The sequence below is a fragment of the Vallitalea maricola genome (assembly GCF_036985595.1).
In the GTDB taxonomy this organism is placed as follows: Bacteria; Bacillota; Clostridia; order Lachnospirales; family Vallitaleaceae; genus Vallitalea; species Vallitalea maricola.
The window spans coordinates 59,918-74,040 of sequence record NZ_BTPU01000001.1; the positions used below are offsets into that span (position 1 = coordinate 59,918).

Below are 14,123 nucleotides of genomic sequence, written 5' to 3' on the forward strand. Positions count from 1 at the left end.
TATCTATTGTTTACTCCATATTACTAAACTCTTTTATAATATTAGAGTTCGTTTCATGTCCTAAAACCCTTTTTACTATTAAACCATCTTTATTGATATAAACTGAAGTTGGATAAGCTGTTACATCACACGATTTAACAATTTTCCCATTTTCATCAAGAAGAACAGTTATATTTTTATAATCTAAATTATCAAACCAAGATATAAAGTCTTCTTCACTCTTTTCCCCTTTATAGCCTGGCGAAACTATAGTTAGTACCACAAAATTACTTTCTTTTTCCGATAATGAATCTATTTCATCAAGTCCATTTACACAGTGGGAACACCAAGATGACCAAAACTGAATAAAAACTTTTTTACCCTTATAATCTTTTAGATTATGAATCTTACCATTAATGTCTTTCAAAGAAAAACAAGGTGCAGATTCACTTATTTGTTCATCATTAGATGATTCATTTTTCTCTATATGCTCTATGTTTCCACCTTTAATTGTTACATCAATGGACACACTTTGCTCTTTATCAATCACAACGTACATTTCCCTATTATTTAGATTAATGATATAGCTGTATTTATCTACATCCATGTTATCTGCATAGGTCAATATCTCAAGAAACTTTTCTTTTATTACAGGAAAATTATTATCATATAGATATAAAAGTATGGTATCAAACATTTCTTGATATTTATAATATCTATCCATGTAAGACATATGGTGTGTTGTATGATTCAAAGAAATATTGTAAGAACTGATAGTATCATGTTTGCTGTGTTTTATACAAAACTCAACTTCTGAATTATTAACCAGATCCACAAGTTCATAAGAGTTTTCAATTTTATCAATACAATTATACTTGATTCCAATAGGATGTGAATCTTTTCCTAATTGTTGGAGATATACATAACCATTATTTTTCTGATAAACTTTATCCATAGCATACAATAGTTGTAATGCTGTAATTTCACCATTAGGACATTCTGATATTCTACAGACACCTTTTTTACCCTTTTTACTATTTTTATAATTATTGTATCTACCGAAATCAAAATACATTCTATTGTTTTCATCTTTCTTAATATCACTTTCAGTAATCACTGGCGGTATAATAATCGGTTTACGATAATCCTTATCCAATAACCGTAAAATTACCGTAACAGCATCAGCTCTGGTAGCATTGCTTTTAGGGTCAAATCCACTCGATTTTCCAGTTACTAATCCATAATAATAACTTTCTACTACATCCTGTAAATACTTATCAGCTATATTATAAAAGTCACGAATATTATTTTTTATAAAGACAAAATCATTTTGAATATCATCTTTGTCTTCAACGTATCCAAGTGCCTTGATTGTAATGCTAGCCATTTCTTCCCTTGTTATACTCCGCTCATAAGTGTCAAATTGTCCCTTATCAATAATGGATAATTCTAATGCTTTGTTTATATAATTTGTTGCCCAATAACCATCAGCATTTTTAATATTTGTAAAACCAATAGCAGTAACAGTAAGTTTAATAAAAGCATCAACATTTATATTATCCTTTGGTCTGAAAGTTCCGTCTTTGAAGCCATTTACAATACCTGTTTCCACTAATTTTTCAATACTATCTTTAGCCCAATAATCTTTAGCTACATCAGTAAAAAATATGGTTGCATTTACATATGTAGTGTTAACAAGCATAAATATTAATGTAATGAACAATACCGTTTTTTTCATATCCTTCATCCTTTATCATTTTTTTATTTACTCCTTAATTAACTTCTTATTGATTAATCCTATTAATTATAAACTTGCAATTTTTTATGTTATTCATCATTATTAGACATAATGTACTGTTATTTTAATATATCTAACAAATCTTTTCAATGAAATATTTTAAAATTTTTAGAATTAGGTTAATAAAATCATATTGCAATGTACAAAAAGTAGTAAAAAGGCGAAAAAATACATTATTATTTAAAAAACACTAAAAATATATTGCAAAACTACATAATCTGATATATAATACCAGTATGTTACAAAAGAATACAAAGAAATACAATTAATTTAATTAGTACAATAAATATAACTAATAAAATAAATAAAATACATAAATGTCATAGAGGGGAATATTTTATTTATTAGTAATAATGTCGTTGCAAATCTATTATATTTTAATATTGTGTCTATTAATCAATTATCTTTAAGATAAGGCAGGTAAATTATATGGTAGGAAGAATCTATTTTGACAAGTACCGTGTGATTAAAGAAATTGGTAAAGGCGGCATGAGTAATGTTTTCTTGGCAGAGAACATTAAGCTTGGTAATAGATGGGCTATTAAAAGAATCAAAAAAAGTGGTAGTCCCATTAATTTATTAGCTGAACCAAGCATATTAAAAGATCTAAATCATCCATTAATTCCACAAATAGTAGATATAGAGGAAGATACAGAGTATCTATATATTATTGAAGAATATGTAGAGGGTATTAATCTGCAAGAATATAAAAATCAGAATGGAGACATTAATGAAAATATTATTGTCGATTTTGCTGTCCAGATGTGTTATGTACTGGAGTATCTACATTCAAGGAAACCATACCCAATAATATATCGAGATATGAAACCAGGTAATATAATGCTTACTGAAGGAAACAAAATAAAATTTGTTGATTTTGGAATAGCTAGAGAATATAAATACAGCTCTAATACAGATACGGTATTAATAGGTACCAGGGGCTATGCAGCACCAGAACAATATGGATTGGGGCAAAGTGACATTAGAACTGATATCTATAGTTTTGGCGTAACGTTATATTATCTAATATCTGGCAATAACCTATCTTCACCCTATAAAGTTTTATCTCTAGAAGAATACGGTAATTATTCAGATTCATTAGAAAATATAATTGAAAAATGTATAAGGATACAGCCAGATGAAAGATATCAATCTGTCACTGAGATAAAAGAAGAATTAATTCAGATGATAGATACAAAGAAATCACAGGTACAAAGGGTATATTCAGTTATTAAACAGAAGACTATAGGAGTTATGGCACTAACAAAAAGAGCAGGATCAACTTTTTTTGCAACTAATCTAGCAGCAGCATTAGGGGATAAAAATCTCCTTATATCACTAATAGAATTACCCTATGATAACCCTTATATCTATGATATGGTAGGAATTTCTAATTATAGTGAATTAACATATTATTCTATTCTCAACGAAATTAATAACAATAAAAATGTTCAGAGGGATAGGATAACAACTATCAACAATATCATGTATCTTGTAAGGGATCCTACTAGAGGTAAGATAGATAATTGGGACGATAATAAAACCATGAAGTTGATATATTCAGCAAAAGAATCTTTGATTTCCATAGTTGATATAGGTCATAACTATGACAAAATAGAAAGTCTTCTACCGGAATTTGATTTGATATATGTCATATATGATGCTATGCCACCAGATTTGATGGCTAACTATGGTGTACTGGAAAAGATAGAGACTCATAATAGAAAGGGTAATAACATCAGGTACGTTCTTAATAATGACAATGCTGGTATTAACAGAAGAAGTCTTAATAACTATCTTGGCATAAAACCTAATGTAACAATACCTAGGTTACCAGCAGAATTAATGTATAAAAGTGCATATAAAAAGAAGTTTCCATATCAAGAGAAAAAACTCAAAAGTATATTTGATGATGAATTCGTATCAGTATATAGTGAACTGTTACCAAAAGAACTCAATAATAAAAAACATAGAAGAAAATTATTTGGGTAGTTATTAACTTAAGATTTTACTAGAAGGAGGACGGAAATGAAAAACTTTATGAAAGGTTTAGTGGGGATTATTTTAATCGTAATCGCCATTGGCTCTATATTCTATTGGGAGGTGTATGGTAGAGAAAGTCTGTTATTCAAAGATATAGTAGTTCTTACCAAAGATGTGAATAAGAATGAAGTAATAACAAAAGATATGGTTCAGATTCAAAAGAGAGAAGAAAGTACTCTAATCGACAAAGTTATCTTAGACCCCAATAAAATAATAGGAAAAGCAGCAAACAACTATATTCCAAAAGGAGTTCAACTAGTAGAAAAATATTTTGAAAACCCTAACTTGGTTCTTGATGAAGATGAATACATATTTAAGATTCCATTAGAATGGATAAAAGCTTTTCCAGATTCCCTTAGAAGGGGAGATGAGATTTATTTTTACGAAGTAAGTAAAGGGACTGAGAATTATAACTCCACTGAAGGAGAAATAGCAATAAATAATAAAAAAGCTTTAGAAAAAGACCCTATAACAAATGCTACGGTTGCATATGTAAAAGATAGTGCTAACAGAGAGGTTATCACTCTTAGTGATGAAGAAAGATATAATGGGTCAAGTAAAATCAACGAGATAGAAATAATTACTGATTTAGAAACAGTTAATCTATTAAGGGATTCAGTTAATAATGATAAAGTATTCATTATTATGTACCAGTAGATTAGATTGTTCAATCTCTAATGTGTTACATAAAATGGGAGGCAGCTATGGCTACTAACAACTACAGAATACATTTAATATCCAACAACGAGAATCTAAGAAGAAAATTATATAATGTCAATTACTTTGAAGAAGTAACTAGGAGTATATCTTTAGATGGGATAAAGGAAGATATTGTTATCATAGACGATAGAATAATAGGTGTAAATGATCTATTAGAAAAAAGAGATAATATATCTTCAAAATATATTTTCTATCAAGTATCAAATGACAACTTCAAGTTTTCAACAAAAAGCATTTTAGAATCCAATGATATAAAACTTATTCAGCCTTATATGACAGATGAGAATATAGTTGAATATGTTTGTTCGGAAGTAATTAAAAAATATAGATTCACTGTTAATAAGAATATAGTTACCTTTTTTGGTGCTGATTCAAAAGTAGGAACAACTCAAATAGCTCAAAGCATAGCCGAAAAGATAATAGATAAATCCTATGCAAGAGTTTGCCTCATATTTCTTGATGGAGAAGCAGGAACTGATTACATAAATATTAATTTCAGAAATAATATAGATACCATTAAGATAAAATTGATATCAGAATTGGCAACAGTAGATGAGATATTTGATATTGCTGAAAAAGTAAAAGATAACTTATATATTATAGAAGGAACTAAATCCATACTGTATAGAAAAGAATACCAGCCAGAAAATATTTCCTACCTACTTAATATATTATCATTAGCATGTGACCTTGTAGTGGTTGATGCAGGTAGCTGCATAGATAGAGCCATGCCTATAACGGCACTAACTTCTACTAATCATAGGTATCTAGTGACCACCCAGCAGGCTAACAGTCTAAGGAGATATATGGAAAAGAAGCCTATTCTGGATAGATTATCCCTAGATGATTTCCAAGTCATAGTGAATAAACATATGGCTGATGGCTCATTATTAACTACTTACGATGTTGCAAAAGCATATGGACACCCTTATCTGTCGAAGATTGAGTTCTCTAAGTATGCTTTGCAAGCTGAAAATGATAAGAAAGCTCTGATTCATTATAATGATAAAGAAGTCAACAAAGATTTTAATAAATTGGCTGATATCATTATAGAACAGCTTAATCTAAGTAAAAAGGAAACTCCTAGAAAAAGAAAATGGCTTGGCATGCAAGGAGTGGGATAACATTATGAATAGTTTATTAGCTGAAAAGATAGATTTCTACAACAAAAGAGAAGTAAAAGAATTTGACCTAGAAGAATACATATATTCTGTTACAGGTGAAAAAAGAGAAGAGATAATAAATATTACTAGAGATGAATTAACAAGATTTCAAATACTCTGTGATACAATCTTTGCATACTTTCATTCAGGATGGGAACGTGAAGGCTTAGAAACCAGTACTCTGATAAGACAGAAAAACGCTATTCTAGGTAAAGAACTGGAAGTTAAGTATTTTAAAGATAATATAGAGGATTATCTTAAGAGAAACAATAAAGTCATGGAGTGGTATCCCAATTGGTACATGGATATAGTTGATGCCATTTATCAAGAATGTTGGGGATTAGGTGGTATTGCCCAGTGGAAATACAGTAAGAAATATGCTTTATCCCAATCTGCAAAAGTAATAGGCAACAAAATATATTTTATGGAAAATGGTAAGATGAAATTACAGCAGCAGACCATATCAGACGATAGAAGAAAACAACTAATAAAAGCACTATTACTAAATGAAAAAAATATACATTACAACGAAAAACATGCAGAAGTATCAATGCATGATGGAACCAGAATAACCATATACGGTGAGAAATTAGTCAAGGAAAATCTAGAAGTCATCATTTTCAGAAAGTACATTATACCCAAGTTGTCCTTTGAAGAACAGGCTAAGAGAAATACTATACCTCATGAAGTCATACCTATGTTAAAAAATATGGTTGACGTAGGATATAATGTGATATTTACTGGTGCTGTTAGAACTGGTAAAACAACTTTCTTAGAGACTTGGCAGATGTATGAAGATACTACTTTGGAAGGTGTTATGATTGAAACAGGAGCAGAGATTCCAGCACATAAGCTTCAACCCTACGCTCCAATCATTCAATTGATAGCAGATGATGATGAACTGGGAAATATAATGAAACAGGTACTCAGGTCTGATGCAGATTACATTATTTCAGCTGAAGCAAGAGATGGACGAGCTCTTAATGTATCAATGAGAGCAGCTAACAAGGGAACTAGAAGATGTAAGACTACATATCATACTACTGACCCGACAGATATCTGCTATGATATTGCCGATGAAATAGTCAAGTTTTATGGTGGCGATCTGTATAATACCATATTTAAAGTAGCAAAATCTTTTCATTACGTTTTTCACTTTATCCAGTTAGCGGACAAAAGCAAGAAGAGATTAAAAGGTATATACGAAATAAGATTCAATCGTTATGACCATAAGATAAGTATTCATCAAATATGTAAATATGATTACAGCAGTGATAGCTGGCAGTTCAAATATGACATAGGCGATGATAAGAAAGAAATAGGTCATGAAGAAGATAAAAAAGCCTTAACTAATTTTGAGAATGAACTAAAAAAGATGGAACAAATGTATCCTTACAAAAACTATATGGTTTATGAACCTAGATATGATAGCTTAAGAGGTGTAGACAAATGATAAATACAGTGGTTACATTAATAAAAATATTTTTGTATTGTATGGTGATAGTTGGTATCTGGATGATTTTTTCTAATTATATACTGTATTTTCTCAAAGTAATCAAACCTAGAAAAACCTTTAGAAACAATACTCAGGTCTCTTCTTCCAATATGTACAAACATATTAAGAAACTAATATTAATTGTATATGGAAAAGATGATGATAAAAAAGTATCTACCTTCTATTTAATCAGTATACTATTGTTTTTCCTTACTTTTTTAGTGGTAATACAGAGAACCTCACTAATCAGAAGCTTGGTTTTTGCCATTATCCTATCTCTGGTACCCTATCTATTTTTAAGATTGCAGTTAAAACAGATAAGGGTAGAAGGAAGCTATGAAGCTGATATATTAATTAATGAATTCCTGAATCAGTACAAATTGAATAATCAGAACATATATGATTCAATTGATGAAACAATTGTAAAAATGAAAGAAGCGCCAGTTATGAAACGACAACTCTTTATTATGTCGTTAAAGCTTAAGGAATATAGAAGAGATGAACAGTTGGAAGAGTTAATAGAGAACTTCGTTTATGCTGTAGGTACAGAATGGATTATATTATTGGCCAACAATATATATATTGGCATAACTGATAACATTGATATTACTACAGGACTTGAAGACATTCAGAAAGAAATAAAACAAGCTATTGCTGATAAAGAAAGAGAAAAGAGAATAAACCTAGAAAGTGTCAGCATAGTAAGATATCTGACACCAGTATTATACATACTATCTATAATACTTGCTAACATTGTATTCAATATCTCCTTTAGAGAGTTTTTGGATTATCAGATTAATACACGTACAGGTTTCAACTATTTTATGCTTATTGTAATAATGACTATATTCAATAGCAGTTTACTTATATTAATGAAGAAACAGAAATTTGATATTTAAAAAGAACAGAGAATAGGAGCTAAAATGAAATTTAATATTACTATACTATATTATTGTTTTATTCTTACCTTATTATATGTTGCTTGGATAGTATTTAAGAGTATGAGGAAAAAGAAGAATTACAACTATGCCTTTCGTCAACCTAAAATGAAATTTACCAAAAGCAATTATTCAAAAGAAGAAATAAATACTGCATTTACAGATGCTGGAATCAATATAACAACAGACAAATATAACAATTTGAGATTAATCATATTTTTAACCACTGTCATACTTACATGTATTTCTTATCATGGCAGCAGATTGCCCATAGTCCTTGCATTATGGTCGACAGCCTACCTAATATCAGCACCAGTCATAAGGTTAGGGAAAAAAGACAGTCCATTTATGCTGGTAATCAAAATGATTAAAACTATGCAGAACAAGAAGAAGGACACAGAAATATACAGGATTCTTATTCAGCTGAAAAATATAGCCATAACTCAGCAAGATAAACCATATAGTGCTGATTATACTATTAATCAATTGATAAAATTTTCTAAGCTGACAAGAAATGCTTTAATCAATTTCTTGATGTATTATAACCTAGGAAAAGAAGATGAAGCTTATAAAAAGTTTACAAAAGATATAAATACCCAAATGGGAAATGACATAGGAATGATTCTATTGAAACTAGATAAACTTAATCCTACAGAGTTGATAGAGCAGATAGATATTATAAAAGAAAGAAATAGGGAGAAACACATTACAGAAAAACATAGAAAGCAAAATGCCATCTCAGATTTAATTTATCTTCCTATTATAATACCTGTATTTATATTATTTCTTAACTTTATCATGATAACCGTTTGGATTCCTAGGATAGAGAAAGTAATATTTTTAAATTAATTATTAATTTCATACTACAAAGCCCGTGTAGACAAAGAGAATTTGTTTAATAAATTATTGCTAACTTTATAGCAATTATATAATTCAACTTATATAAAAATGAAAATAAGTAATATGAAATGGAGGAAATATAATGAAAGATTTTTTAATCCTATGTGCAAAAGTAGCTTTAGGGATATTTATTGGTTTTGTTTTAATATTTGGTGGAGCAAATTCACTTAAAGATAAAGCCGGTGATGTTAATGGAAAAGCAGGTAGCGTAATTGATAGTATTTCACTTACATCAACAACTACTACACCTAATACTTCAGATTAATGAAAGGATTGTTAAACTAATTGAAAGACTTCATAATAATGTGTGCCAAAATAGCCCTTGGAATATTTATAGCCGGAGCATTGATATTAGGTACTATCAAAGGTTCTGCTAATAATAGTCTACTACACAAAACAAAGAATGTAATGCAGCAGAATTTAGATTTCCAAAAGAATTACCCATAAAAATAAATTAAGTAAAGATTATTGTATGAGTTATTATATTAACTCATACAATTACTATTATTATTAAAGAAAATAATATACGAACAACAACTAATCATAATAAATATAAGCATCAATAATCACTAATCATAAAATAATAACCTATCAAATCACTAAAAATATGCAAAAAGGGGATATGGATAAAAATGAAAGATTTTATAGTTCTGATTGCAGTATTAATAATTCTATTACCATTCCCACTGCAATACGCATTAGAAGAATATAACCATAATCAAAAATCAGAAATACAATCATATGTATATACTGCAAAAGAAAAAGCTAAGCAAGAAGGTTATTTCACACCTGAGATAAAGGAACAATTAATTGATAACATTACTAAAACCTTCCATATAGAAGAAAGTGATGTACATATAACAACAGAGAAAGTACGTAAATATAGGCAGAGCAAATTCAATGAGGATAATCTTATATATTATAAAATTGAAGTGCCCATAAGAAAAATAATAGCCGTTCCCATATTATGGGGAATTGGTAATGACGAAAACAAAACAATGTATACGATAGAAGGGTATGCTGCAAGTGAGGCGATACAATAATGAAACCATTCATATTTACACTTGCCATGCTAATATTGTTTTCAATCTTCCTAACGTATCAAACAGATAATAATACCTACAACAGACAACTGGAAAAACTAAAGCAGGTTGCTGACGAATGTTCTGCGGCAGCAGGACTTTTCTATGATGAAGAAGCTTTTTCAGCAGGATTAACCATCTATAATCAGGAAGAGGGTAAAAAAGCCATAGAGTATATCATAAAAAAGAATCTAGACTTAGTAGATGAACACTCACCTTCAGACAGAAGTTATTGGAATGATGCTATTAATTATAAAGTAGTATTTTTTGACAACAGTAATACTGTCTTCCCCCATTCCTATACAGATGACCTAAATAGATTCACCAAGCTTATAGCAGAACCTACTATAATAGTAGAGATCAATGCTGGGAAACCACCTTTTAGATTAAAATTCCTTCAATTGAAAAATGCCGTAAGATCATCTGCTTATGAATATTTGGAAAGGTGATTAATAGACAAAAAAGAAGATAGACAATCAACTAACTGTGACACTTATGATGAATTAATCACAGCTAGAAATATTTAATTAAAATGTAATAAAAGTTAGAATAAATGCAAGTTTTCAAGGATAATTATTTTAATATTGATAAAAAATTTACAAATATATTAAGCCATTTACTTGAAAACCAAACAATAACAAGAATTTCATTAAAATAAGGGTAATAAGCTCTAATATATTTGGTTTACATTGTTAAAAAAATAACCGTGCATACAATATACTTACTATTGACATTAGGTATATATTAGTGTTACACTAACAATGTTGAAAATTGTTTAAAAAAATTTAATTATATATAAGGAGGGAACTTGTCAATGGGTAATATGTTAGAAATTCGTTGGCATGGTCGAGGCGGACAAGGTGCTAAAACAGCATCATTATTGTTAGCTGAGGCTGCGTTCGACACAGGAAAATTCATCCAAGGCTTCCCAGAATACGGTCCAGAGCGTATGGGAGCACCTATCACTGCATACAATCGTATAAGTGATGAAAGATGTCCAATTCATTCAAACATTTATGAACCTGATTATGTAGTAGTTGTAGACGAAACATTAATCGATGTAGTTGATGTAACTGCAGGTCTAAAAGAAACCGGTGGTATCATCATTAATACATCAAAGACACCAGAAGAAGTAAAATCTAAGTTAAAAGGTTACAAAGGTGGAGTATACACAATTGATGCTAGAGAAATCTCTATGGCAACTCTTGGAAGATATTTCCCTAATACACCTATGCTTGCAGCAGTAGTAAAAGTAGCAAAGATCATGGATGAAGATACATTGATTCAATCAATGGAAAAATCATTCCATCACAAATTTGCTAATAAACCACATGTAATTGCTCCTAACATGGAAGCATTAAAGAAATCACTATCGGAGGTGAAAGGTGCATGAGTAAAAAATTCGAACATGATATAGTGCCAGCTTATACGCCTTGGCAAGAGACAACTCCAGGTGGTGTTATAACTGAGTCAGGAAACGCTAATTATTTTAAAACTGGTGACTGGAGAGCTATGAAACCTATCTGGAATTCAGATAAGTGTAAACAATGTTTACTATGTTTCCCAGTATGTCCAGATGCATCAATTATAGTTAAAGATAAAAAAATGACTGGAATAGATTACGATCATTGTAAAGGTTGTGGAGTTTGTGTTAAAACTTGTCCTTTCAATGCATTCGATTTTGTACCAGAAGGTGAATAATAGATAGGAGGGAAATGAAGATATGGCAATTCGTGATAAATTATCAGGTAACGAGGCTGTAGCCATTGCGATGAGACAAATTAATCCTGATGTAGTAGCAGCATTCCCAATTACTCCATCAACAGAAGTACCTCAATACTTCTCAGCATTTGTTGCAAATGGTCAAGTAGATACAGAATTCGTTCCTGTAGAATCAGAACATTCAGCTATGTCAGCTTGTATCGGAGCAGGAACTGCAGGTGCAAGAACAATGACAGCAACATCAGCCAATGGTTTAGCATTAATGTGGGAAATGTTATATATCGCTGCATCATGTAAATTACCAATGGTATTATCAGTAGTTAACCGTGCGTTATCAGGTCCAATCAACATACATAATGATCATTCAGACTCTATGGGTGCTAGAGATTCAGGATGGATTCAAATATATGGAGAAAACAATCAAGAAGCATATGATAACTGTATCATGGCAGTTAGAATCAGTGAAGTAGAAGATGTTCAACTTCCTGTAATGAACTGTTATGATGGATTCATCACTTCTCATGCTGTTGAGAATATTGAACTTCTTGAAGACGAAAAAGTAAAAGATTTCGTTGGTAAATTTGAGCCAATGAATTACTTATTAAACAAAGATGAAGCTATAGCTGTAGGTCCACTAGCTATTACAACTCATTACTTCGAGCACAAACGTCAACAAGCAGAAAGTATGAGAAATGCTAAGAAAGCTATCTTAGAAGTATCAGCTGACTTTGCAAAATTAACTGGTAGAGAGTACGGCTTATTCGAAGAATATAAAATGGAAGATGCTGAAAGAGCAATCGTTGTTATTGGTTCTACAGCAGGAACAGCTAAATTCGTAGTTGACGGACTTAGAGCTAAAGGCGAAAAAGTTGGTTTAATTAAGATTAGAGTATTCCGTCCATTCCCATCAGAAGAACTTGCAAAAGCTTTAGCAGGAGTTAAAGCAGTAGCTGTATTAGACAAATGTGATGGATTCAACGCTAAAGGTGCTCCATTATTCACTGAAACAGTTAGTGCATTATACTATGGTGAAGCAAAACCATTAGCAGTAAACTACATCTATGGTTTAGGTGGTCGTGACGTTAAGACTAATGATATAGATAAAGTATACGCTGATTTAACAGAAATCGTTAATGCTAACAAAGTAGACGATCCTTATCGTTACTTAGGCGTAGTAGAAGCTTAAAATAATTGGAGGTGAAATAGAAGATGGCATATAATTTAAAAGAAACAACACAAAAACCAGAAAGATTAACTGGTGGACATAGAATGTGTGCTGGATGTGGTGCTCCTGTAGTAGTACGTACTATCCTTAGAGCATTAAAAGAAGAAGATCATGCAGTAATTGGATCTGCAACAGGATGTTTAGAGGTTTCTACATTCCTTTATCCTTTTACAGCTTGGAAAGATTCTTTCATCCACTCAGCTTTCGAAAACGCTGGAGCAACAGTTGCCGGTGTAGAAGCTGCTTACACATCACTTAAAAAACAAGGTAAATTAGATGATACTTATAAATTCATAGCTTTTGGTGGAGACGGTGGAACATATGATATCGGAATCCAATCATTATCAGGTGCTATGGAAAGAGGTCATGACATGGTATACGTATGTTATGACAACGGAGCTTACATGAACACTGGTATTCAAAGATCATCAGCTACTCCAAAATATGCTGATACAACAACTTCACCAGCAGGTACAGCAGTACCAGGTAAGCAACAATACAGAAAAGACTTAACTAGAGTTATGATTGCACATGGTATTCCATATGTAGCTCAATCAGCTCCTTTCAAAAATTTCAAAGATTTATATGAAAAAGCTGAAAAAGCTATCTATACTCCAGGCCCAGCATTCCTTAACGTATTAGCTCCATGTCCACGTGGATGGAGATACGAAAGTGACCGTTTAATGGAATTATGTGAAATCGCTGTAGATACTTGCTTCTGGCCATTATATGAAGTAATTAATGGTGAGTACAAGTTAACTTACAAGCCTAAAAAGAAACGTCCAATCAGCGATTGGTTAGAAGCTCAAGGAAGATTCAAGCATGTAGCTAAGAATCCAGAAGTTGTAGCTGAAATCCAACAAGTTATTGACGAAAGATGGGAAACATTATTAAGACTTTGTGGAGAAGAAGCTTAATAGATAATCTTATTATACAATAGGAAAGTTTTAACTTTCTATTTTCCTTGAAATCTTTTATGAGGCGAAGCCTCTTTGTACTTACAATTTAAGCACCAGTCATTTTATGGCTGGTGCTTTTAATATATATTTTATTAACAA

Annotated in this window: 15 protein-coding genes; 14 read left to right on the forward strand and 1 reads right to left on the reverse strand. The window is 30.9% G+C overall.

The window, feature by feature from the left end; all coding sequences use genetic code 11:
* Positions 1–10: 10 nt before the first annotated feature.
* Positions 11–1,717 carry an S-layer homology domain-containing protein gene (locus AACQ14_RS00230; RefSeq protein ID WP_339361550.1) on the reverse strand — a complete coding sequence of 569 codons (1,707 nt, stop codon included), beginning with the start codon at positions 1,715–1,717 and terminating at the stop codon, positions 11–13.
* A 489-nt stretch (positions 1,718–2,206) separates the two neighbouring features.
* On the opposite strand from AACQ14_RS00230, the gene AACQ14_RS00235 reads away from it, so the two are divergent.
* From AACQ14_RS00235 to AACQ14_RS00300, 14 genes are all read left to right on the forward strand, one after another.
* Complete coding sequence (locus AACQ14_RS00235) at positions 2,207–3,769, forward strand: serine/threonine-protein kinase (RefSeq protein WP_339361551.1); 1,563 nt, start codon at positions 2,207–2,209, stop codon at positions 3,767–3,769.
* A gap of 36 nt (positions 3,770–3,805) precedes the next feature.
* The gene (locus AACQ14_RS00240; protein WP_339361552.1) at positions 3,806–4,477 is read left to right on the forward strand and encodes an SAF domain-containing protein; all 672 of its coding nucleotides are present in this window, start codon (positions 3,806–3,808) and stop codon (positions 4,475–4,477) included.
* Positions 4,478–4,524: 47 nt separating this feature from the next.
* Entirely contained in the window at positions 4,525–5,664 is a 1,140-nt protein-coding gene (locus tag AACQ14_RS00245) for a hypothetical protein (protein WP_339361553.1), read from the forward strand.
* Between the two features lie 4 nt (positions 5,665–5,668).
* Entirely contained in the window at positions 5,669–7,156 is a 1,488-nt protein-coding gene (locus tag AACQ14_RS00250) for an ATPase, T2SS/T4P/T4SS family (RefSeq protein ID WP_339361554.1), read from the forward strand.
* The gene (locus AACQ14_RS00255) at positions 7,153–8,097 is read left to right on the forward strand and encodes a hypothetical protein (protein WP_339361555.1); all 945 of its coding nucleotides are present in this window, start codon (positions 7,153–7,155) and stop codon (positions 8,095–8,097) included. The genes AACQ14_RS00250 and AACQ14_RS00255 overlap by 4 nt, the downstream gene beginning before the upstream one ends.
* A gap of 24 nt (positions 8,098–8,121) precedes the next feature.
* A complete protein-coding gene (locus AACQ14_RS00260; RefSeq protein WP_339361556.1) occupies positions 8,122–8,985 on the forward strand; it encodes a hypothetical protein in 864 nt (287 codons plus the stop codon).
* Positions 8,986–9,118: 133 nt separating this feature from the next.
* Positions 9,119–9,301, forward strand: coding sequence for a hypothetical protein (locus AACQ14_RS00265; protein WP_339361557.1), 183 nt, complete (start codon positions 9,119–9,121; stop codon positions 9,299–9,301).
* Positions 9,302–9,321: 20 nt separating this feature from the next.
* Complete coding sequence (locus AACQ14_RS00270) at positions 9,322–9,483, forward strand: hypothetical protein (RefSeq protein WP_339361558.1); 162 nt, start codon at positions 9,322–9,324, stop codon at positions 9,481–9,483.
* A 185-nt stretch (positions 9,484–9,668) separates the two neighbouring features.
* Positions 9,669–10,079, forward strand: coding sequence for a hypothetical protein (locus AACQ14_RS00275; RefSeq protein WP_339361559.1), 411 nt, complete (start codon positions 9,669–9,671; stop codon positions 10,077–10,079).
* On the forward strand, positions 10,079–10,567 hold the full coding sequence (locus tag AACQ14_RS00280) for a hypothetical protein (protein ID WP_339361560.1): 489 nt from the start codon (positions 10,079–10,081) through the stop codon (positions 10,565–10,567). The genes AACQ14_RS00275 and AACQ14_RS00280 overlap by 1 nt, the downstream gene beginning before the upstream one ends.
* Positions 10,568–10,932: 365 nt before the next feature.
* On the forward strand, positions 10,933–11,511 hold the full coding sequence (locus AACQ14_RS00285; RefSeq protein WP_113672778.1) for a 2-oxoacid:acceptor oxidoreductase family protein: 579 nt from the start codon (positions 10,933–10,935) through the stop codon (positions 11,509–11,511).
* Complete coding sequence (locus AACQ14_RS00290) at positions 11,508–11,819, forward strand: 4Fe-4S binding protein (protein WP_339361561.1); 312 nt, start codon at positions 11,508–11,510, stop codon at positions 11,817–11,819. Before AACQ14_RS00285 ends, AACQ14_RS00290 begins: the two co-directional genes overlap by 4 nt.
* 22 nt (positions 11,820–11,841) lie before the next feature.
* The gene (gene porA, locus AACQ14_RS00295; RefSeq protein WP_339361562.1) at positions 11,842–13,026 is read left to right on the forward strand and encodes a pyruvate ferredoxin oxidoreductase; all 1,185 of its coding nucleotides are present in this window, start codon (positions 11,842–11,844) and stop codon (positions 13,024–13,026) included.
* 23 nt (positions 13,027–13,049) lie between these two features.
* Positions 13,050–13,982 (forward strand): thiamine pyrophosphate-dependent enzyme, encoded by a 933-nt coding sequence (locus AACQ14_RS00300; RefSeq protein ID WP_339361563.1) that lies wholly within the window; start codon positions 13,050–13,052, stop codon positions 13,980–13,982.
* The last annotated feature ends 141 nt before the right edge of the window (positions 13,983–14,123 follow it).

Coding starts and splice junctions, on each gene's coding strand:
- AACQ14_RS00230 (WP_339361550.1), bottom strand. CDS start 1,717: ATGAAAAAAACGGTATTGTTCATTACATTAATATTTATGCTTGTTAAC.
- AACQ14_RS00235 (WP_339361551.1), top strand. CDS start 2,207: ATGGTAGGAAGAATCTATTTTGACAAGTACCGTGTGATTAAAGAAATT.
- AACQ14_RS00240 (WP_339361552.1), top strand. CDS start 3,806: ATGAAAAACTTTATGAAAGGTTTAGTGGGGATTATTTTAATCGTAATC.
- AACQ14_RS00245 (WP_339361553.1), top strand. CDS start 4,525: ATGGCTACTAACAACTACAGAATACATTTAATATCCAACAACGAGAAT.
- AACQ14_RS00250 (WP_339361554.1), top strand. CDS start 5,669: ATGAATAGTTTATTAGCTGAAAAGATAGATTTCTACAACAAAAGAGAA.
- AACQ14_RS00255 (WP_339361555.1), top strand. CDS start 7,153: ATGATAAATACAGTGGTTACATTAATAAAAATATTTTTGTATTGTATG.
- AACQ14_RS00260 (WP_339361556.1), top strand. CDS start 8,122: ATGAAATTTAATATTACTATACTATATTATTGTTTTATTCTTACCTTA.
- AACQ14_RS00265 (WP_339361557.1), top strand. CDS start 9,119: ATGAAAGATTTTTTAATCCTATGTGCAAAAGTAGCTTTAGGGATATTT.
- AACQ14_RS00275 (WP_339361559.1), top strand. CDS start 9,669: ATGAAAGATTTTATAGTTCTGATTGCAGTATTAATAATTCTATTACCA.
- AACQ14_RS00280 (WP_339361560.1), top strand. CDS start 10,079: ATGAAACCATTCATATTTACACTTGCCATGCTAATATTGTTTTCAATC.
- AACQ14_RS00285 (WP_113672778.1), top strand. CDS start 10,933: ATGGGTAATATGTTAGAAATTCGTTGGCATGGTCGAGGCGGACAAGGT.
- AACQ14_RS00290 (WP_339361561.1), top strand. CDS start 11,508: ATGAGTAAAAAATTCGAACATGATATAGTGCCAGCTTATACGCCTTGG.
- porA (WP_339361562.1), top strand. CDS start 11,842: ATGGCAATTCGTGATAAATTATCAGGTAACGAGGCTGTAGCCATTGCG.
- AACQ14_RS00300 (WP_339361563.1), top strand. CDS start 13,050: ATGGCATATAATTTAAAAGAAACAACACAAAAACCAGAAAGATTAACT.